This is a genomic window from Paenibacillus sp. 7541, from assembly GCF_002276395.1.
GTDB lineage: Bacteria > Bacillota > Bacilli > Paenibacillales > Paenibacillaceae > Paenibacillus_AQ > Paenibacillus_AQ campinasensis.
This window is the reverse complement of record NZ_NQLZ01000029.1, coordinates 115,265-133,841: the sequence shown is the minus strand read 5'-3', so window position 1 is coordinate 133,841 and position 18,577 is coordinate 115,265. Positions and strand designations below refer to the sequence as shown.

Sequence of the window (18,577 nt, the reverse complement as noted above, 5' to 3'; positions counted from 1 at the left end):
GTGTCATATAAGTATTGCTTGTCAAAGAAACATTTTATTAAACGCAAGCTGGACGTGTCAATCTTTTCATATAAAGACTGGACTATGGTCCAGTAAACTCGGCAGGGATTGAGCGGGGGCGAAGAAGCTTGGACCTATTATAAGGATCTACCATTCCAGGCATGCTATTCATATGTACGCAATCGGATGATACAGGTATTCTGACCTTTACAGCGAGGAAGGCTCCGGCTTGTACTCGATATTGGAAGAAAATATGCTATAATATGGATCAGAATAACAGACGATGTATGATGCGCCTGGAGAGACGGACAGTTACATAACCTGATTCATTGTAGAGGCTGCTCACGTGTATTGGAAGCGGCTGTTATTGTGGTGTTTGTTAGCTGGACTCGATCCTCCCCGATATATGCAGATCGTCGTATTATTAGGCTACAGGGAGAGGATCTTGATCATCATGGAATGGTTGCATAATGTATGGACCCATCTTAAAGATATCGACATGAAGCAGGTAGAAACCTGGCTTCAGCAATATTCCAGCCTCGGGCCGCTGCCCGGCATACTGCTGCCGTTCATCGAAGCGTTTCTGCCTTTCTTGCCGCTCATCGTGCTGGTCATGGGCAATTCCGCCGCCTACGGCCTCTGGTGGGGCTTCCTGCTATCCTGGATTGGCGTGTCCGCTGGCTCGATCGTTGTGTTCTGGATCGTACGCAAGCTCGGAGGCACGCTCGGACTGCTCATACAGAAGCGCATGCCGGGATCACAGCGGTTCTTTCACTGGATTGAAGAGAAAGGATTTACCCCTATCTTCATCCTGTACTGCTTTCCGTTCACGCCCTCTGCCCTCATCAACATTGCAGCAGGCATCAGCACCGTATCGGCAAGCACATTTACGATCGCCGTGCTGGCGGGCAAATCGGTGATGATCTTCATGGTGGCTTTCATCGGACACGACTGGCGCGCTTTTGTTGAACAGCCGTGGCGTCTCCTGATCGCGGCTGCCGTGCTGTGGCTGCTCTGGTATATCGGCAAAAGGTTTGAGAACCGGTATCATGATGAGGGATCTCGTGCGTGACATTTATAATCCCCTTGGCTTCCGGCAAAGTATGCCGCTGCCCTTATGATCGCTAGCATGGATGATTAGGTTGAGACCTTATAAAAAGGCTCCGCCCTTCCCTTAAAGGGATAAGCGCGGAGCCTTTCTGTTAGCCTTCCGTTTACTGTTAGCCTTCCGTTTACTGTTAGCCTTCCGCTTTCTCTTGAGCCTGTTTACGTTCACGCTCCTGCTTCAAGGCAGGTTTCAGATCATCGGCAACACTCTTCTCCCACAGGGAGACGCCCGAGCGATAGGCTGCCCGGCCGTTCAGATGTCCTGCCACCGGGGCGGTAATGAATACAAACACAATCCCGAGCAGCAGCTTCGCACTGACGTGATCCAGATAGAAGGTAAAGTACAGGAACGCTCCTGCCAGAATGAGCAGGACGCCAAGTGTAGCACTTTTGGTAGCGGCGTGCGATCGCAGATACACATCCGGCAGGCGAATGAGGCCAAATGCGCTCAACGCCCCAAGCACCGAGCCAAGCAGTACAATCAAGCCGATCAGAAATTCACCGATTTGGCTCATCGCGTTCAATGACATCACCCCTCTCTATATATCTGGCCAGCGCCGTAGTACCGATAAAGGTTAGAATCCCGATCAGCAAGATGATATCGAAATAGACCTGCGTCCGGAACAGCATGCACAGCACCGCGATCATCGACAGCAGCAAAATGCCGATCGTATCCAGCGCAATAATCCGGTCGTTCATCGACGGCCCCTTGATCAATCGGTACAGACAGCCGAGAATGGCAAGCGAGAGCACGACAAGCGATGTAATCAGAAATCCATCCATCATGACCGGGTCACCTCCTTGATCGCCCGCTCGAATGAGCCGCGAATTTGTTCTGCCAGCTCATCCTTGTCATTGATGTCCATCGCATGAATATAGAGCATATTCCCTTCGCGGGACACCTCCATCGTCAAGGTGCCCGGCGTAAGGCAGATCAGACAGGATAGAACGGTAATCTCCCAGTCTGTTTTCAGCTCTGTTCTGTAAGCGAAGATGCCCGGCCGAATGTTCAACTTCGGACGCATAATCTGTCCCAGCACTGTAAAACTCGATTTCACAAGCTCCTTCAAAAACAGCAGCAGTAGAAGAATTACAGACCACAGCTTGCGCAGATAGAAGGAATTCGGCCAGAAACGGCTCAACAATCCGATCATCAGAATCCCGACCAGATAGCCGATCACAAACTGCTGAAAAGACCAGTGATTCTTCAAGAACATCCATACCAGCGCGATGATGATATTTAATACAATTTGATGGCCCATATCCTCTACTCCTTTAATACGGCTTCAATGTATAATGATGGATCCGAGAGCACCGCACCGGCCTGAGTAGCCAAGGAATACACCCACTCCGAGCCAACTCCGACCGCAACCACCACCACAGTCAGCCCAATCGCCGCAACGTAGGCCGAACGGTGAATCGGTGCCGGTTCAGCTTGGTCCATCTCTTTGCTCTCACCCCAAAACGCGGCCATAAACACCTTGATCAGGGAATACAGCACCATCAGACTCGAGGCAAGCGCCAAAGCCGTCAGCCAGTAATGCCCTTCGTCCAGGCCGCCGCGAACCAGCAGCACTTTGCCGAGGAAGCCGCTGAGCGGCGGAATGCCGACAAGCGCCAAGGCAACGATAAAGAACATCCAGCCTACCGCCGGATAACGACGCATCAATCCGCCCATGCCGCCAAGCTTGTCGGTTCCTGCCCCGGCAATCAGCATGCCGCCGAGAACGAATAGAAGCGCTTTGGCCAGCATGTCGTGGATCAGATAGAATACCGCGCCGTCCAAGGAATTCCGTGTCGCAACGGAGATCCCGAAGGCGATAAAGCCTACGCTGATAATGATATTGTAGTTGAAGATCCGCATAATATCTTTATAGGCTACAACACCGAAGGCTCCGAGAATCATCGTAGCCGCCGACATCCAGCCGATAATTTCATGGATGCCGCCCGTATCATGATAGAAAATGAGCGTAAACGTTCTAAGAATGGCATACAGCCCCACCTTGGTCAGCAGAGCACCGAACAGAGCGGAAACTGCGATTGGCGGCGCGCTGTAGGATCCCGGCAGCCAATAGAACAGGAACAATCCCGCCTTCAGTGCGAATACAATCAGGAACAGAATGCCGATCACCGACAGTACGCCGACCTGCTCCACCTCTGCGATGCGCTGGGACAGATGCGCCATATTCAGCGTGCCGACCGTGCCGTACAAATACGCTACACCCGCTACAAACAGCGTAGACGAAATGATGTTGATCAGCATGTACTTCAGCGTTTCTCTAAGCTGACGCTTCGTACCGCCGAGCACAATCAAGGCATAGGAAGCGATCAGCATCACTTCAAAGCAGACGAACAGGTTGAACAAATCTCCCGTCAGGAAGGAGCCGATTACGCCTGCCAGAAGAAACTGATAAAAAGTATAAAAATAATGCTTCTCTCGGTCTTCTCCAATCGTCCGGAACGAATAGAGCAGACAGCCTGTGGCTACAACCATCGTTGTGAGCACAAGCAAAGCCGCGAGCATATCGGCCACGAATACGATGCCATGCGGCGGAAGCCATCCGCCCATGTACAGCGTCTGAATACCTTCGGCATGGACCTGATATACCATAAATCCGGCAACCGCGATATTCACCAGCACGCTGATAACACTGATCCAGCGCTGGGCGGATATGTTGCGGGTCAAGAAAATAAGCACAATCGCTGTAAACAGCGGAATAATTAGCGGGAGCACCAATACATTATTCATCTTCCCGCCCCCTCAGCTCTTCCATATCGTCGGTGCCCAGGCGCTGATAAGCCTTGTACGCCAAAACAAAGAAAAAGGATGTTACACCAAAGCTGATTACGATCGAGGTCAAAATCAGCGCTTGCGGGAGCGGATCCGCATAGGCAGCCGCTTTCTCCCCGAGCAGCGGAGCTGCTCCGGTCTTCAGTCTGGACATCGTGAGCAGCAGCAGATGAACGCCGTGGGTTAACAAGGATGTGCCCAGAATGATCCGCAGCAGGCTCTTGGACAGAATCTGATACAAGCCCACGGCGAACAGAACGCCGATTGCAAGTGCCATATATAGTTCCACGGTTAGTTGTCCCTCCCAATCGAGTTGATAATCGTCATCGTGACGCCGACGACAGCCAGGTACACCCCGAGATCAAACAGAACGGCGGTGGCCAGCTCGGTCTCCCCAAGCAGCGGCAAGTCAAAATAATCAAAAGCATGGCTGAGAAACGGCGCGCCGAACAGGAAGGATCCGACCCCGGTCAGCAGAGCAATCATAAGACCGATGGCAGTCATTCTGCGGAACGACACAGGAATGATGTTTTTGGTCATATCCATGCCGTAAGCCATAGAGAGCAGCACCAATGCAGCTGTTGTCATCAAGCCGCCAATGAAGCCGCCGCCCGGCTCGTTGTGACCCGCCATGAACAGATACCAGGAGAACGCCAGTACGATAAAGATGACGACTCTGGAAATGGTGCGCAAAATGACATCATTGCTGTTTGGCAAATGAAGGTCGCTTGCAGCCTCCCTTTTTCCCAGAACGCCTTCGCCCGAATCCACCTTGATCAGGGCAAAGATGCCCAGGGCGGCGATGCCAAGCACCATGACTTCGAGCATCGTATCAAATCCCCGGAAGTCTACCAGGATGACGTTAACGATATTTTTCCCGCCAGCGAGGGTATAGCTTTCCTTCACAAAGAACTCGGAAATCGATTCAAACGCCCGGTCGCTGCTGGCTGCAAGTGCGATTAATGTGACTACGGCACCCGCGCCAGCAGAGATCAACAGATTTTTCCATTTCAAACTCATGGCGACCTTCTCCCGCTTCAGCTTCGGAAGATGATAGAAGCACAGCAGGAACAGCATCACCGATACGGTCTCGACAATCATCTGGGTGAGTGCCAGATCCGGTGCGCGGAAGAGGACAAAGAACAGCACAACCATGTACCCTATCGCACCTGTCAATATAATCGCCATCAGACGCGTGCGAACGAATGGCAGCACAATGGCCGGCACGACCAGGCCAATGACCGCTGCAGCTTCGTAGATGGACATCGGCGCAAATTCCGATATGTCAAAACGAATATGGTCCGTAAGCAGCAAGCTTCCACCCAGCACCGCGATGAAAAATACAAAGATATAGAGCACATAATGACGGAGCGAGCCTGTCATATAGCTCTTCGTTACCGATCTGCCGCCGCCTTCAAGCGAGCGAAGTCCCCAGTCATACAGATGATTCAGGGACAGCTTGCGGGTCAGCGCCGTGTTCAGCACCGCCAGCTTGCCATGGAGGAAATACAGCAGCGTACCGACAATAATAATGGCGATCGTCATGAATATCTCCGGCGTCCAGCCATGCCAGAATTCAATTTTCACATTGAAGCCACCCGGCTGGAGCAGCGACGGATGGATCGATGCCATGGCAGGCTCGATCAGCGAATAGCTGAGCAGGTTCGGGAACAGGCCGAACACAATCGCCAGGGAAGCCAGAATGACCGGAGGAATCAGCATGCCGATCGGGGCTTCGTGCGGCTGCTTCTCCAGCTTGTCGGACTGCAGGCGTCCAGTGAACGTTCTGAACACAAGAATCATGCTGTATACAAACGTGAACACACTGGCAATCCACGCCACAATAGGAATCAGCACTCCCCAGGTCTCTACATTCCAGAATTCCATGCTTGCGGCATGAAGAACTGCCGTGAAGAACATTTCCTTACTCAGGAAGCCGTTAAACGGCGGAAGCCCCGCCATCGAGAACGCCCCGATGACAGCCACCGTGAACGTGATTGGCATCAAGGTCATGAGGCCTCCGAGTCTTCGAATGTCCCGGGTTCCCGTCTCGTGATCGACAATGCCGACCACCATAAAGAGGGCACCCTTGAAGATCGCATGGTTCATCAAGTGGAACACCGCAGCTGTCGTTGCCTTAGTGTAAATGAGCGTATCTACGCTTCCCGAGAAATAAGCCGCAGCTGAACCGAGTCCGAGCAAGCTCATAATCAGTCCAAGCTGGCTGATCGTCGAGAATGCGAGCAGCGCTTTAAGATCGGTCTGCTTGATGGCACGGACCGAAGCGTAGATCAGCGTGACAAGTCCCGTTGCCGACACGAGCCAGAACCACAGGCTGTGTCCGGCAAACACCGGGCTAAGACGCGCAACAAGATAAATTCCCGCCTTAACCATCGTGGCGGAGTGCAGGTATGCACTGACCGGCGTCGGCGCCTCCATCGCATCCGGAAGCCAGATGTGAAACGGGAACTGAGCTGATTTCGTAAAGGCACCCAGCAGCACAAGAATCATCGCCGGAATGAAGAGCGCATGATCTGTGATCGTATGTAGATTAGAAATAATCTCCCGAACGCTGAATGTGCCTGCCATCACGTATAGCAGGATAAATCCTGCAAGCATGGCCAATCCGCCAAATACCGTGATCAGCATAGATTTCAGTGCGCCATAACGCGATCTGTCCCGGTGGTTCCAGAAAGCGATAAGCAGGAAGGATGATATGCTCGTCATCTCCCAGAAGCCATACAGCACCATGAGGTTATCCGACAGCACAACACCGAGCATGGCGCCCATAAACAGCAGCAGGTAGATGTAAAATCGGTGAACAGCTTCTTTGTTTTTATCCATATAAAAAATGGAGTACAGTACGACAAGCGAGCCTATCCCTGAGATAAGCAATGTGAATATGAGGCTTAACCCGTCCAGATAGACGGTAAAGTTAATGCCGAGCGAAGGGATCCACTCCAGCACCTCATGAACCGGATTCCCGGCCTGAATCGAAGGGATAAGACCAAGAAAATACACAAACAATAGAACCGGAACCGGAAGAATGAGCCAACCGGTGTGGATGCGCCTTGTGATCTTATAAATCAACAGTACCACCAAGGCTGCGATGAAAGGTGCCATAACGGCAAAATGCAGCGTTGACAATCTCTACTCCTCCTATAATCCGTTTTTTTCTCCTACACTAGTATTCCCCGATTTTTTGGCAAAAGACCCCCCAGAACGCAAAAAAAGCCCGCGTGTTGGCAGGCTCCTCCAGGTCAAACAAATATGCTGTTTATGTCACACTGAAAATCAGTATATCTTTAGTTTTACATTTTGTCAAAGGGATGCGGACGAATGAAAATGGCCCGTTCAGGAAATCACTTGAGGAAAGGAGTGGTTTAATATGCGATCCAGAAAAATCGTCGTATCCGTACTTATCTTTGTGCTGATCCTGGCCTTCGGCGCCTGGGCAGAGTCGAGATTACAGGGGCGTTACAGCCAGCCCACCGTCATACCGGAGGGTGAATTCAATGTGCAAAATTATGAGACGGGGTACGACCCGCTATTCTCTCCGGAGTTCAGGCCGAGGGAGTATATAAAACTGATTCGTCCGCGCCAGGAGGAGCCGGCGAGACAGCCTTAATCGGGGCTGGGAAAGCCGACAAGGCAGCAAACCGGAGACTTCCTCCTTATCCATCGATATGAAAATTCGGCTGACTCGATTTCTTCCGCCCTCTGCGTCTGAATAACATCACAATCAGCGCGATAACAAACAGCACCGCCAGAATACCGAAGGCAAAATACCCGCACTGGCTAATGAATGTGCTAATATGAGCGACGACCTGATCCCCGAGAAACCGGCCGATTGAGAAATAAAGGGTCGTCCATATCAGGGAAGCAGCGTAGGAGAACAGCGCAAATCGGATATACTTCATCCCCTTCATCCCTACCGCGTAAGGGGTGACATTCCGCAGAATGGGCAGAAACGCGCTGATGCATATCGCATAGTTTCCGTATTGGCGCGTGAGCCGTTCCGAGAGCCTCAGAAAACGTCCAATCGCTTGGCGGTCCGCGTACCGTTCAAGCAGCCTGCCAGCCGTATATCTGCTTAACGTGTATCCAACGGTGGCGCCGGAGCATACTCCCAGATAGATCATGAAAAAGGATGGTGCTGTCGCCAGCAGTCCGGAAGCGGCCAGAGCTCCTCCTGTCATGGCCACCACCTCGTTCGGGACCGGAAGCCCGACAACTCCGAGGCATAGTACAAGAAATAATGCGTAGTGTCCAAATTGCTCGATAAACATCAACAATGTATCCAAGCAGGTGGCCTCCTAATCATAGCGGCTTCATATATTGTTCTAGAATATATGAAGCGTTCTCACCTAACAACAGACCATAGTTTTGGATGATAACCAGACCTTAGACCAGGGAACCGGCAACTTGAGCAGTTTTTATAAATTTCTGAACGCTTGGATGAATGGATCCGGATCTTCCTTAACCGTGTATGCATATACGCCCTGCTGGGTGTGCAAATACAAGAATCCCTCCGTGCCTCCGCCCATCTTGCGGTAGGACAAGTCAAACACCTGCGCAATCGGGAACTCCCTGTAGGCGGTGACAACCCGGTCTTTGTACAAGTACATGGTTCGCTCCTGTTCCACGGTCCGCTGCTCAATCGCAGTCACTTCTCTTCGAATTTTGTAATACGTCTGGACGGCAATCCAGGACATCGCGCTCCCTCCAGGTGAATATTTGGGTATGTATCAAGCCTTGTCCTTCTTGCTGCGGGAACGGCTGATCCGGTCCAGTAGCTCGAGCGCCCCAATGAACAACACAAACAAAATGAATAACGCAGCAGCCTTCCACGGCTCGATGAGCCCGACTGCAGATGTTGTGATCCCTGCAGCCCCTACAATAATGATACCTAGAACAGACAGCTTCCAACCTGTAAACATCATAAATTCTCCTTGCTTGACGAGAGATAGCCAAATGGTTAACCCCTATTATACTATTACCCTGCGCCGATTTCGAATGTAACGGACATGAAAAAAAGCACTTGCCTCGTCTTTGAGGGCAAGTGCTTTGGGGTCTTATGCAAGCATAGATCAAGGCATCGTCGACGGTGCCGTCCGCGTTTGCGGCCCGATCTTCTTCAGTGGAATACGATGCATTTCCGCCCAGCGGGAGAGCTCGCCAACGCCTTCACTGTCCTTGTCCTTGAACTTGAAGCGGCAATGCATCGGGGTGACTTGCTTGCCTCTAAGGCTCAGCTCAAACGTCGCCTTGCCGCATCCTGAAATGCGAATTTCCTGGACTTGCTCAGCCGATACCGACGTTCCGTTAACAACAATTGTGTCCGCATTCGGATCGATCTCGATTTCCCGTTTGATCAGTCGCGCGTAGCTTTCAATGACCAGCCCTGCCGCAATGATCACATTGATCCCCATCTGGATATAGAACAGAACCGGATAAGCAAATGCCGTCCAGGCCGCAACCTGAAACATGGCGATGCTGACCAGCAAAGAGACAAGCAGCACATCCTTGATGCGGGTGGAATATTGAATGGCGTATTTCAATATCATCAACTCCCATTAGCCTGTAAGGGTTTTCAGGCCCTTTTCTCTTATTATATCACCATTGTACATAATTTTGACACATTTATTTCACAGTTCTGTCGAAATTATAATTTGATTTCCAGGAGACGATATGCTTGTCGGCAAAAAGAAAAAAGCCTCTCCGGGAAGAAGGCGCCGCGCTGCGGCGATATCCCGGAAAGGCTCTGTATCGGATCCATATTCGATTCTACATGAGGAAATTATCTTCTCGGGAACCCTGGCAGGTACTGCTTCGGCACATCGATTTCCTTGCGAAGCTGTGCAGCCGCCTCCAGCGTCCAGTACGGATTGCGGAGCATGCCTCTGCCGACCGCAACAAGATCGGCATCGCGGTTACCGATGACGGCGTTCGCCAGTCCCGCCTCATCCAGTCTCCCGACCGCGATGACCGGCACCTGCAGTCCTTCCTTGATCTGTCTGGCCAGAGGAACCTGGTAAGCGACATGAGTGCCCGGTTTGCCCTCCGCTGCAATCGGGCCTTCGCCTCCAGCGCTCACATGGAACATGTCGACGCCCGCTTGCTGATATTCTTTGGCCAGCGCCAGACTTTCCTTGATGCCGTAGCCGCCTGCAACGTATTCCTGTGCAGAAATGCGCATAATAAGCGGCATGTCTGCAGGCATTTCTTCCTTCGCTGCCTTGATGATCTGCTTGCCGAACAGCGCAAGGTCTTGACCATATTCATCCGTGCGCTGGTTCGTGAGCGGCGAATGGAACTGGTGAATCAGGTAACCGTGGGCCCCGTGCAGTTCAATGGCGTCAAAGCCCGCCTGAACAGCGCGCCGAACCGAGCGACGGAATTTCTCAACCATTTCGCGTACCTCTTCGGTTGTGAGCGCTCTTGGCGTCTTGGAGTTCTCGTCAAAAGCAATGGCCGACGGCGCAACCGGCGTGCTGGCATCTTCCGCTTTCCGACCCGCATGCGCGACCTGGATCGCCGCTTTGGCACCGTGCGCATGAATGGAATCCACAATGCGGGCAAGCGCAGGAACCTGCTCATCAGACCACAGGCCCAGATCATAGTCGGTAATCCGGCCGTCCGGCTCTACGTCCGTCATTTCTATAATGATAAGCCCGGCTCCGCCAATGGCGCGGCTGGTGTAGTGAACATAATGCCAGTCGTTGGCGATGCCGTCCTTGTTCGTGACGGAATACTGGCACATCGGTGGCATAACGACCCGGTTTTTCAGCTCCAGGCCTTTGATTGTATAGGGAGTAAACAGGTTCTCCATGGTCACATCTCCTTATTCTATATCCAAATTATATGCATGCGCATGCATTTAAAATACCAGACCTGTTGGTTGACGTCAAGTCAAGAAAAGATCAGACAGCAGGCGTAAATCGTTCGGACAAGCGCTCTAGAGCACCTGCCGGTTGATGTCTATGGCTGATTGTTGTTCAATCGGCTCATGACCGCCTGCAGTCCATGCATGATTTTGTCATTGCCCAGCAGTTCCCGCTCTAACACAAGGTTGACCGCTGCCGACGCTTTACTCAGCTTATCTTCTCCGATCGGGGTCAGCGAGGTGTACACGCCCCGGCGGTCATCGTCGCATATTTTTCGCTCCAGTGCGCCGCAGCCCTTCTCTTCGAAGCGGCTGACCAGCCTCGACATGGCGCTCTGGCTTAATCCTACCATGCTCTGCAGCTGCTGCAGACGCAGCTTCTTCTCCGGGGCTTCGGACAGGAACAGAAGCACATAAAACTCATTCAGCGACATGTCAAACTCTCGCTGAAGCATCGTTTCCAGCTCATGATTAATTATCGTGTGAACATACGTTAAAGACAGCCAATCGGTAAGTATTCCCGGTCCCTGATGTGCTGACATCCTTGCATTCACCTGCTCTTCTGTAGTGATCAACCGCCTCGGCGTGAAGCCGGATTGCGCCGTGTTGATTACTTATCATATCAAGCAGCTGTTCAAGTCGTCAAACAGGATGCCCAAGGAATGGCATGGCTGCATCCCCCTGAAGTACGCTGGCCGGTCATCAGCTTATCGGCTTTAGCTCCGGCTTCCCGTCAAGCAAGCCGAGCATTTGAAGCCCATGCTGAATGCCATCCTCATCCACGGCCCGGGTAACATAACGTGCCGCCTTCTTCACAATATCCGGCGCATTGCCCATCGCCACCCCATGACCAACATAGCCAAGCATTTCTACATCGTTTAAATAATCGCCGAAAGCGACCACATCTTCAGCCTGGACACCAAGGGCCGTAATCAACCGTTTGATCCCCTCTGCCTTGGACCCGCCAGAAGGCAGCGCATCCGTTCCGACATCCCCCCAGCGCACAAAATCAATCTGATCCTGAAATTGCCGGATATACATTTCTTCCTCTTCCTCAGTACAGAACAGAACGACTTGATATATCGGCTCGTTCAAATAGTATTCCGGATCATACGCCGGTATCGTCATCTTCAGCTCCCCCCATGTGGAGTCAATGTGAACATGCTGCGGAACGCTCATTCGCATCTGCTCGCTTCCGGCATAGATCAGCGGATGGTCGTGGGAAGCGGCAAGCTCGGTGAGCTTCTGCAGCTGGTCGAGTGAAATCGGATTTTGATACACCGGTTTGCCCTTATACACAACGTATTGGCCATTCAAGCTGACATACGTATCGATATCCAGCTCCCTTCGCACATCTTCAAATCCGCTCGGAGCCCGCCCTGTCGCAATCGCCACATCATGCCCCGCCTCCTGCAGCCGCCGGATCGAATCCCGGGTGCTTGGCGGGATCTGTTTATCATGATCAAGCAAGGTTCCGTCAATATCGAAAAATATCATTCTTTTTGTCAATTCTCTCGCCTCCCAGCTAAGTGTGCCCAACGTTATTGTAAATGATGAAAAGCATTCCAGAGCAAGTGCTATTCCATGAATTCAGATCCGTGCAGGCTCTCCTTCTGTTCATCCTAAGGACAGACGTCAAAGAATATTTCCCGCAAGCCCATCTCATAATAACCCTCAGATTCATTAAAGAAGAGAGGTTATGGCTGATGACTACGATGGAAACGAACCAGCCTCTTGCCGTATATGCGATTATCAACGGTGAGAAGGTGGAATCAGAACAGCAGTTCCCGCGCGAAAATCCGGCGAATCCTAACGAAATTGTATGCTATGCGCCTGTCACGACACGCGAGCAGGCTGCCCAAGCCATCGATGCCGCTTATGAAGCGTTCAAAACGTGGAAATGGACATCTGTGGACGATCGCATCACGCGGATGCGCCGAGCGATTGCCAAATTGAAGGAAGCAACTCCCGAGCTGGCCCGGCTGCTGTCGCTCGAGCATGGGAAACCGCTGTACGATTCCGAGGGTGAATTTGCCATCTCGATCATGTGGATGGAATTCGCCTGTGACAATGTCAAGGAAGCAACGCAAGAGGAATACAAGGAGCATGAAAAAGGCAAAACGATCATCACCCATGACCCGATCGGCGTCGTTTCTGCCATTTCTCCCTGGAACTATCCGATCTCTTTATCCACGATCAAGATCGCTCCAGCACTGCTGGCAGGCAACACGCTCGTGCTGAAGCCTAGCCCGTTCGCTCCGCTGGCCGTCACTAAGGTGGTCGAGATAATTGCCCATGAATTTCCGCCGGGGGTCATTAACATTGTCCACGGCGAAGCCGATGTCGGCGTGGAGCTGACGTCCAACCCGAAGGTGGCCAAAATCGCCTTTACCGGCGGCACCAATACCGCCAAGCATATTATGAAGGCTGCTTCAGAGACAATCAAAAAGATGACGCTGGAGCTGGGCGGAAACGATGCCGCCATCATTCTCCCCGGCTTCGATGTCAACAACAAGAAAGATATGCGACGGATTGTCATCTCCAACTTTTTGACAGCCGGGCAGATCTGCATGATTGCCAAACGGATGTATGTACACCGCTCGATCTATGATGATTTTGTTAAAAAATATGTTGAAGCTGCCAATCAATGGATACGGGTCGGCGGACCGTTCAATCCGAATACAACCGTCGGCCCCGTCAACAACAAAAACCAGAAGGAATATGTACAAAAACTGGTTGATGACGCAAGGAATAAAGGCGCAGAAGTTATTAAGCTCGGCGAAATTATCGATCCGGAGCTGTTCGAGCAAGGCTACTTCCTGCAGCCGACACTCGTGCTCGGATGCGATTACCGCGATCCCATCGTGGTCGAGGAGCAATTCGGCCCGACGGTGCCGTTGTTAGTTTATGATGATATCGAGCAAGTGATTGAACTGCATAATGAAAGCATCTACGGCCTTACAAGTTCCGTGTGGGGACCGGAGGAAGAAGCGATCAAGGTTGCCCGCCGCATTGAAGCAGGCACCACGATGATCAACACTGCTGCCGTTCAGGGCCTGGATGTGCGCTTCCCGTTCGGCGGTGTCAAGCAGTCCGGCGTTGGCCGCGAATACGGGATAGATGGCATTATCTCCTACACGGAGACCCATGTGATCAATTTGCCGAACGAGCTTGATCTCCCGTACATTCCGGAGTAAAGTCCAGTCAACCTGGGGGCAGGGTTACGCTCCATTCATTACTCTTGCACGTTTAATACGAATGGTAAAAAACAATTAAGCTTGTTTATTCACTGGGTTCCGTAAGCCGTCTGTGGTTAAATAGACTTATCCGGCCGGATAAGTTGATTCGAAAGGAGGCTGAATGCATTGATTCAGAATAACGAGGTGGTTTCCGCGTAAGCGGACGCCGCATCAAGGGGAGCCCGGTTAGGGCTCCCCTTTTGAATAACTCATTGTTCTCAGGACGTTCAGCGTCAAGTGCGGTCAAGTGCGACTTCTCGGTGCTATAATAGACTTGCAGCCTGATAGGATAGCTGTATGCGATGAACGGACATGGAGCCGATTTTTATAAACCGAATCACTAAAGAACCCCCGGTCTGGTAAAAAACAATTAATATTGTTTTCTCTCTTGCTTTTCCATATCATTCTATGGCTTAATATACATGTCGGGCCGACGAAATGAGCGGAAAGGAGGCTGAACGAATTGATTCAGATCCACGAGGTGGTATTCGCGTAAGCGAATACCCGTTACCAGGGAGCCCCTCGGGGCTCCCTATATATTTTTGACTATGAACTCGAATATGACGAAGAATGCAATGAAACCCATTTAAATTTCACGAAAGGAGGAGGGAAAGCATGATCAATGCAATTGTTTTGAAACCTAACGATAACTTGCAGTTGGATACAGAAAGAGGAGGGTATCGATGGGCCAATACAAAAACGGAAGAGAAGTGCTTCCCCCCGAGCTGCTGCAGCAAATTCAACAGTATATAGACGGAGAACTTCTCTACATACCGAAACAAAGCGAGCAAAGAGCCGGCTGGGGTGAACTAAGCGGTTCCAAAGAACGCATTAAACGACGCAATTTGGAGATGTACCGCGCCTACTGTAAAGGACGGACAATCGAAGAATTGGAACGGACCTACTACCTGTCAGGGGAAAGCGTCCGCAAAATTATTAGTAAACTTAAACTTACCCGTGTGGGGAGCTAAGGCGGTGAGAGCCTGCGGCTCTACCTGCGGATTTATAAATAGGACTGTTCCCACAAGGGGCCAGTCCCTTTCAATTTTTATCCGGATTTATCCCCGTTCATCCTCGCTCAAATCCCACCGATGCCGATATTTCTCCAGCCGCGGATGCACATACTGAGGCTCCGACAACAGAATCAATCGCAGCTTCACGATCCAATCCTCGAACGAGCTGAACGACGCAAAGGCGTTGGCCACTTCCCCAGTCAACAGCACAAAATACGGCCCGTTGTACTTATCAACAAGATGGCGAAGCGCTGTATCCATCGGCGTATATTTTCTCCGTTTGGATTCAAAGGACTCCAGCACGATGCTTTGACCTTCCTTGTCCATCATCCATTCTTCCAATTCCCGCTCCCGCTTGTAAAAAGGTCTCACTTTGCCCTTGAACATCCGTTTGGCTGTCTCTTCATGCAGCGGATACAGAACCAGTCTGGAGAACGATCTTCTATGCATCAGCTTCACAGCATCCTCAAGCAGAGGTAGCTCCACAGGCTCAAACAGATCATAATAGATTAAAGTCCCCTTGCTGCCGGTTGCTGGCGGTTCATAACCATAAGGCACATATTCCAAATTGCGCGGCACTGTCTCCCCTCCTTCCTGCTGTCGTATTGTAACTTTAACCTTCCCGGCATACGTTGAAAATAAGCATCGCTCTCCCGTATGTATTCCAGGCCTAGACTTCGGCTTCTATGATAAGGGTTGTCCCTGGCACCGCCAGGGACAACTTGCTCATGCCATCAGCTAATAATCGTAATCGTAGGCGCCGAAATTGTAGGCTGGGCTGTGATCGTTGAAGAAGTGCCGGCGAAACTTCCAATCTCGATCAGAACAGGAACGCCGACTGGCACATCAATCGCATCCAGCACCAAATCGGTGGTAGATAGCGTGAAGAGTGAAGCTTGCTGCAGCATTCCATTAATATACACATTAACATAGTCTGTCGCCGCCAAAGCCGGAAATTCCGTAATGAGCGCCCCGGAATCATCAATGAAGCTCCCTGCCGGCATGGTCGTGGCATCAGCACCGATCATTTCCGCCGCTACAGCGGCAAAAAATCGCGTAACCGCAGGTGTTACTGTCGTTGTGATTTCACCCCCGGTAGCAACCGGCTCGCTGGCAATCGCCGTAATCACGGGTTTGATAACAGGCATGCGGTTTCCCCCTTCCCTATCCAGAAATATGCGTGTTTACGATCAGCAGCTTAGGATGCTGCTATCTTATTAAATGTTCGATCACCGACTTTGGATTCAGACAACAAACTAGATTCTATCATTCATTGCAAGTTTTTCGGTAATATTCCATCGGCCTATGTGGACGTCTATTCCGATAGCGGGGTCCGCGCATATGTTACCGTAAAGACAGACAGGAGGAGGTGATTTATCTGGGCCAATGCGTTAGCAAGACCGCAGCAAGATCCCTGCGCCGCTGCAAGATCAAGAAGCGTGGGCAGCGAAGCAAACGGCGCCTCTGTTCCCGAAGACGGCCCCGGCAAGGCCGTTCCCGCACGGAATGGAGAACTCTCGGATCTGCCGGGCCTCCGGGAGCCGCAGGCATGCCAGGCCTATCCGGTCCTCCCGGTCAGCCCGGTGCTCCCGGCAATCAGGGAGATGCCGGCTGGCCGGGACCACCAGGACAGCCAGGCGGACCGGGTCCTCCCGGAGCGCTGGGTCCTCCAGGACTGCCAGGCCCTCAGGGACCGCCAGGACCCCCAGGTCCGCAAGGGCCTCAGGGAATACCAGGCTCCGCCCTCATCCCTCAGATCGTTGTTTTGCCCATGCTGGAGCGGTACTTCTATACCACCGCAGCGCCGGTTCCGCTGGACCCGCCGCTCGTGATCAATGCCGGTCAATTCACGGACAATAGCGGAGCGCCGGTCACCAGTATCATGGACGTGACTCCCAGCGGGTACTCGCGGTTATACATCAACGGAATCGTTCAGGAGGCGGCCATCTATTCTGTTACAAGCACCGCACTCACCATCTCCTCCCCAGGCGACCTCCTGCAAGCCGGCACCCCAGTGCTGCTGGAGGTGCTCCGGTTTGATGCATCAGTTCTGCCATGATCGGCCCGGCTTCTATAAACAAAAACAGCAAGGGAGAATCAGATGCCGCATCCGCTTCTCCCTTGCTTCAGCCCTTGTTCTACCGCACTCAAAAATAAGGTGCATGCTTAATGATCACAGCACCGGTGGAGGCAAGCTTGCTCTGGCACCCAAGCCGGTAGCCTTCATCAATCTCCTCCGGATCAAGCCTGCGCTCCTCCGCCAGGTTCGGTTCAGATAAATGCTCGGCTCCCTCGATGACTAGACAACGGCAGCGCGCACAAGTTCCCCGCTTGCAGAAAGAATTCCAATCCACTTCATTCCTCTCTGCCAATTCCAGAATCGTCAGACCGGTGACCGGTACAACCTTGCGCTGAACATTGCGGCCCCGCAGTTCGACGACCGCCTCGCCTACCGGCTGCGCCGTTTCCCCAGCCTCCTTAGACTCAGGTTCGCTTGTCTTCCCTGCTTCATCCCCTTTGATCCATTTCCTCCACCACTTGATCAATGCGCTCCCTCCCTGCTGTTCTTCCCAATGGTTGCTCTCTGCTTCCACTTCCTGCTTCTTATTATAACCTGTCCTCTTGATTATGAAATCTGCCAACAGGAAAGGACCGGCTAACATATCTTCGCCGGTCCTTCTATGTCACAATTCATATGTAGACGAATTAGCTTGCCACACCCACCAGCTTCGCATAACTTTCCTGATCCAGCACGCGCCGAGCCGTTACGTAGCGGGTCTGATAATAGGATTCGGTCAGTTTGCTGATTCTGACCCCTTTGCTGCTGGAAGCATGTACAAATTGTCCATCTCCGATATAAACGCCTGCATGGGAGATCCCCTTACCGCTTGTGTTGAAAAAGACAAGGTCTCCTACACGCAAATCATCTTTATCGACATGCTCGCCGACTTTGGCTTGGCCTTCAGATGTACGAGGCAAATTCAGATCGAAATTTCTAAATATGTATAATACGAATCCGGAGCAATCAAACCCTTGAGGAGTTGATCCACCCCACTTATAAGGAGTACCCACCAGCTGTTTGACCTCGCGTTGAAAGCTTGGCTGTTCATTCGCAAATGCGGTCATGGCACCAGAAGAAAAAATAATCGCAGACCCTAATAAAGAAATAACCAACTTCTTCAAAAGATACATACTCCCTTCGATGCCTACGGAGTTAGCTAAGGGTTCGGTAGAAGGCTCCCTATATTCCCTTCAATGCAAAGCATGGGAATAATTCACCCGGAATGGTTCCCCCGTTTTCTACAGACGAAATTCGGCAAAAATTCATTAACGTTTTGTAACCTTCTCTAATATAGTATACAAGCCCGCATAATGTCAATAATATCCTTGGAATTGTCCGACAATTGTTTTATCGTGTCGATTCCACTATAAACGAAGCCCATCGGCCGCCTAATACAAGGTTAAAAAACATGACAATTGTGTTACTCTATGAAACTTTCTTGTTGTTTACAAAAATTCAACTGACTTTTAACTAACCTTT

General features: G+C 51.6%; 22 protein-coding genes and 1 riboswitch. Of the genes, 5 read left to right on the top strand and 17 right to left on the bottom strand.

What is annotated here, in order from left to right; translation table 11 throughout:
* The first annotated feature begins 451 nt into the window (after positions 1-451).
* Positions 452-1,072, top strand: coding sequence for a TVP38/TMEM64 family protein (locus CHH75_RS18105; protein WP_095266315.1), 621 nt, complete (start codon positions 452-454; stop codon positions 1,070-1,072).
* 166 nt (positions 1,073-1,238) lie between these two features.
* On the opposite strand, the gene mnhG is transcribed toward CHH75_RS18105, so the two are convergent.
* The 6 genes from mnhG to CHH75_RS18075 are packed head-to-tail and all read right to left on the bottom strand — an operon-like array spanning position 1,239 to position 7,045.
* Positions 1,239-1,622, bottom strand: a complete 384-nt coding sequence (gene mnhG / locus CHH75_RS18100) for a monovalent cation/H(+) antiporter subunit G (protein ID WP_095266304.1) — start codon at positions 1,620-1,622, stop codon at positions 1,239-1,241.
* Positions 1,606-1,893 carry a Na(+)/H(+) antiporter subunit F1 gene (locus CHH75_RS18095; protein WP_095266303.1) on the bottom strand — a complete coding sequence of 96 codons (288 nt, stop codon included), beginning with the start codon at positions 1,891-1,893 and terminating at the stop codon, positions 1,606-1,608. The genes mnhG and CHH75_RS18095 overlap by 17 nt, the downstream gene beginning before the upstream one ends.
* Positions 1,890-2,369 carry a Na+/H+ antiporter subunit E gene (locus CHH75_RS18090; protein ID WP_095266302.1) on the bottom strand — a complete coding sequence of 160 codons (480 nt, stop codon included), beginning with the start codon at positions 2,367-2,369 and terminating at the stop codon, positions 1,890-1,892. Before CHH75_RS18090 ends, CHH75_RS18095 begins: the two co-directional genes overlap by 4 nt.
* Positions 2,370-2,374: 5 nt before the next feature.
* Positions 2,375-3,856: a Na+/H+ antiporter subunit D gene (locus CHH75_RS18085; RefSeq protein ID WP_095398843.1), complete on the bottom strand. Its 1,482-nt coding sequence runs from the start codon at positions 3,854-3,856 to the stop codon at positions 2,375-2,377.
* Positions 3,849-4,187 carry a Na(+)/H(+) antiporter subunit C gene (locus tag CHH75_RS18080; RefSeq protein ID WP_095266300.1) on the bottom strand — a complete coding sequence of 113 codons (339 nt, stop codon included), beginning with the start codon at positions 4,185-4,187 and terminating at the stop codon, positions 3,849-3,851. Before CHH75_RS18080 ends, CHH75_RS18085 begins: the two co-directional genes overlap by 8 nt.
* 2 nt (positions 4,188-4,189) lie before the next feature.
* On the bottom strand, positions 4,190-7,045 hold the full coding sequence (locus CHH75_RS18075; RefSeq protein WP_095266299.1) for a Na+/H+ antiporter subunit A: 2,856 nt from the start codon (positions 7,043-7,045) through the stop codon (positions 4,190-4,192).
* Positions 7,046-7,286: 241 nt separating this feature from the next.
* On the opposite strand from CHH75_RS18075, the gene CHH75_RS18070 reads away from it, so the two are divergent.
* On the top strand, positions 7,287-7,526 hold the full coding sequence (locus CHH75_RS18070; RefSeq protein ID WP_095398842.1) for a hypothetical protein: 240 nt from the start codon (positions 7,287-7,289) through the stop codon (positions 7,524-7,526).
* A gap of 46 nt (positions 7,527-7,572) precedes the next feature.
* Here CHH75_RS18070 and CHH75_RS18065 read toward each other — a convergent pair whose 3' ends face one another.
* From CHH75_RS18065 to CHH75_RS18035, 7 genes are all read right to left on the bottom strand, one after another.
* The gene (locus CHH75_RS18065) at positions 7,573-8,202 is read right to left on the bottom strand and encodes a DedA family protein (RefSeq protein WP_095398841.1); all 630 of its coding nucleotides are present in this window, start codon (positions 8,200-8,202) and stop codon (positions 7,573-7,575) included.
* A gap of 132 nt (positions 8,203-8,334) precedes the next feature.
* Positions 8,335-8,613, bottom strand: a complete 279-nt coding sequence (locus tag CHH75_RS18060; protein WP_095266296.1) for a hypothetical protein — start codon at positions 8,611-8,613, stop codon at positions 8,335-8,337.
* A gap of 33 nt (positions 8,614-8,646) precedes the next feature.
* The gene (locus CHH75_RS18055) at positions 8,647-8,841 is read right to left on the bottom strand and encodes a hypothetical protein (RefSeq protein WP_230875757.1); all 195 of its coding nucleotides are present in this window, start codon (positions 8,839-8,841) and stop codon (positions 8,647-8,649) included.
* A gap of 147 nt (positions 8,842-8,988) precedes the next feature.
* Positions 8,989-9,465 carry a hypothetical protein gene (locus CHH75_RS18050; RefSeq protein ID WP_244908225.1) on the bottom strand — a complete coding sequence of 159 codons (477 nt, stop codon included), beginning with the start codon at positions 9,463-9,465 and terminating at the stop codon, positions 8,989-8,991.
* A gap of 233 nt (positions 9,466-9,698) precedes the next feature.
* Positions 9,699-10,730, bottom strand: coding sequence for an NADH:flavin oxidoreductase/NADH oxidase (locus CHH75_RS18045; protein ID WP_095398840.1), 1,032 nt, complete (start codon positions 10,728-10,730; stop codon positions 9,699-9,701).
* A 149-nt stretch (positions 10,731-10,879) separates the two neighbouring features.
* Entirely contained in the window at positions 10,880-11,326 is a 447-nt protein-coding gene (locus CHH75_RS18040; protein ID WP_095266292.1) for a MarR family winged helix-turn-helix transcriptional regulator, read from the bottom strand.
* 160 nt (positions 11,327-11,486) lie between these two features.
* Entirely contained in the window at positions 11,487-12,293 is an 807-nt protein-coding gene (locus tag CHH75_RS18035; RefSeq protein WP_095266291.1) for a Cof-type HAD-IIB family hydrolase, read from the bottom strand.
* Positions 12,294-12,490: 197 nt separating this feature from the next.
* Here CHH75_RS18035 and CHH75_RS18030 point away from each other — a divergent pair, with 197 nt between their 5' ends.
* Both CHH75_RS18030 and CHH75_RS18025 read left to right on the top strand, forming a co-directional pair.
* Positions 12,491-13,981, top strand: coding sequence for an aldehyde dehydrogenase family protein (locus tag CHH75_RS18030; protein WP_095266314.1), 1,491 nt, complete (start codon positions 12,491-12,493; stop codon positions 13,979-13,981).
* A gap of 725 nt (positions 13,982-14,706) precedes the next feature.
* On the top strand, positions 14,707-14,994 hold the full coding sequence (locus CHH75_RS18025) for a CD3324 family protein (RefSeq protein ID WP_095266290.1): 288 nt from the start codon (positions 14,707-14,709) through the stop codon (positions 14,992-14,994).
* Between the two features lie 87 nt (positions 14,995-15,081).
* On the opposite strand, the gene CHH75_RS18020 is transcribed toward CHH75_RS18025, so the two are convergent.
* Complete coding sequence (locus CHH75_RS18020; RefSeq protein ID WP_095398839.1) at positions 15,082-15,615, bottom strand: hypothetical protein; 534 nt, start codon at positions 15,613-15,615, stop codon at positions 15,082-15,084.
* Positions 15,616-15,770: 155 nt separating this feature from the next.
* Positions 15,771-16,184 (bottom strand): DUF4183 domain-containing protein, encoded by a 414-nt coding sequence (locus CHH75_RS18015; protein WP_095266288.1) that lies wholly within the window; start codon positions 16,182-16,184, stop codon positions 15,771-15,773.
* Positions 16,185-16,585: 401 nt separating this feature from the next.
* Between CHH75_RS18015 and CHH75_RS18010 the strand changes: the two genes are divergently transcribed.
* Positions 16,586-17,095, top strand: a complete 510-nt coding sequence (locus tag CHH75_RS18010) for a DUF4183 domain-containing protein (protein ID WP_095398838.1) — start codon at positions 16,586-16,588, stop codon at positions 17,093-17,095.
* Between the two features lie 88 nt (positions 17,096-17,183).
* Here CHH75_RS18010 and CHH75_RS18005 read toward each other — a convergent pair whose 3' ends face one another.
* Both CHH75_RS18005 and CHH75_RS18000 read right to left on the bottom strand, forming a co-directional pair.
* Positions 17,184-17,678 (bottom strand): 2Fe-2S iron-sulfur cluster-binding protein, encoded by a 495-nt coding sequence (locus CHH75_RS18005; protein ID WP_255223063.1) that lies wholly within the window; start codon positions 17,676-17,678, stop codon positions 17,184-17,186.
* A 64-nt stretch (positions 17,679-17,742) separates the two neighbouring features.
* Positions 17,743-18,219: a C40 family peptidase gene (locus CHH75_RS18000; RefSeq protein ID WP_095266286.1), complete on the bottom strand. Its 477-nt coding sequence runs from the start codon at positions 18,217-18,219 to the stop codon at positions 17,743-17,745.
* Positions 18,220-18,224: 5 nt separating this feature from the next.
* Positions 18,225-18,365: riboswitch (cyclic di-AMP (ydaO/yuaA leader) on the bottom strand.
* Between the last annotated feature and the right edge of the window lie 212 nt (positions 18,366-18,577).

What these genes read in the sequence shown, in the direction of transcription:
- mnhG (WP_095266304.1), bottom strand. Translation starts at nt 1,622, where the DNA reads ATGAGCCAAATCGGTGAATTTCTGATCGGCTTGATTGTACTGCTTGGC.
- CHH75_RS18095 (WP_095266303.1), bottom strand. Translation starts at nt 1,893, where the DNA reads ATGATGGATGGATTTCTGATTACATCGCTTGTCGTGCTCTCGCTTGCC.
- CHH75_RS18090 (WP_095266302.1), bottom strand. Translation starts at nt 2,369, where the DNA reads ATGGGCCATCAAATTGTATTAAATATCATCATCGCGCTGGTATGGATG.
- CHH75_RS18085 (WP_095398843.1), bottom strand. Translation starts at nt 3,856, where the DNA reads ATGAATAATGTATTGGTGCTCCCGCTAATTATTCCGCTGTTTACAGCG.
- CHH75_RS18070 (WP_095398842.1), top strand. Translation starts at nt 7,287, where the DNA reads ATGCGATCCAGAAAAATCGTCGTATCCGTACTTATCTTTGTGCTGATC.
- CHH75_RS18060 (WP_095266296.1), bottom strand. Translation starts at nt 8,613, where the DNA reads ATGTCCTGGATTGCCGTCCAGACGTATTACAAAATTCGAAGAGAAGTG.
- CHH75_RS18055 (WP_230875757.1), bottom strand. Translation starts at nt 8,841, where the DNA reads ATGATGTTTACAGGTTGGAAGCTGTCTGTTCTAGGTATCATTATTGTA.
- CHH75_RS18050 (WP_244908225.1), bottom strand. Translation starts at nt 9,465, where the DNA reads ATGATATTGAAATACGCCATTCAATATTCCACCCGCATCAAGGATGTG.
- CHH75_RS18045 (WP_095398840.1), bottom strand. Translation starts at nt 10,730, where the DNA reads ATGGAGAACCTGTTTACTCCCTATACAATCAAAGGCCTGGAGCTGAAA.
- CHH75_RS18040 (WP_095266292.1), bottom strand. Translation starts at nt 11,326, where the DNA reads ATGTCAGCACATCAGGGACCGGGAATACTTACCGATTGGCTGTCTTTA.
- CHH75_RS18030 (WP_095266314.1), top strand. Translation starts at nt 12,491, where the DNA reads ATGACTACGATGGAAACGAACCAGCCTCTTGCCGTATATGCGATTATC.
- CHH75_RS18025 (WP_095266290.1), top strand. Translation starts at nt 14,707, where the DNA reads ATGGGCCAATACAAAAACGGAAGAGAAGTGCTTCCCCCCGAGCTGCTG.
- CHH75_RS18015 (WP_095266288.1), bottom strand. Translation starts at nt 16,184, where the DNA reads ATGCCTGTTATCAAACCCGTGATTACGGCGATTGCCAGCGAGCCGGTT.
- CHH75_RS18010 (WP_095398838.1), top strand. Translation starts at nt 16,586, where the DNA reads ATGCCAGGCCTATCCGGTCCTCCCGGTCAGCCCGGTGCTCCCGGCAAT.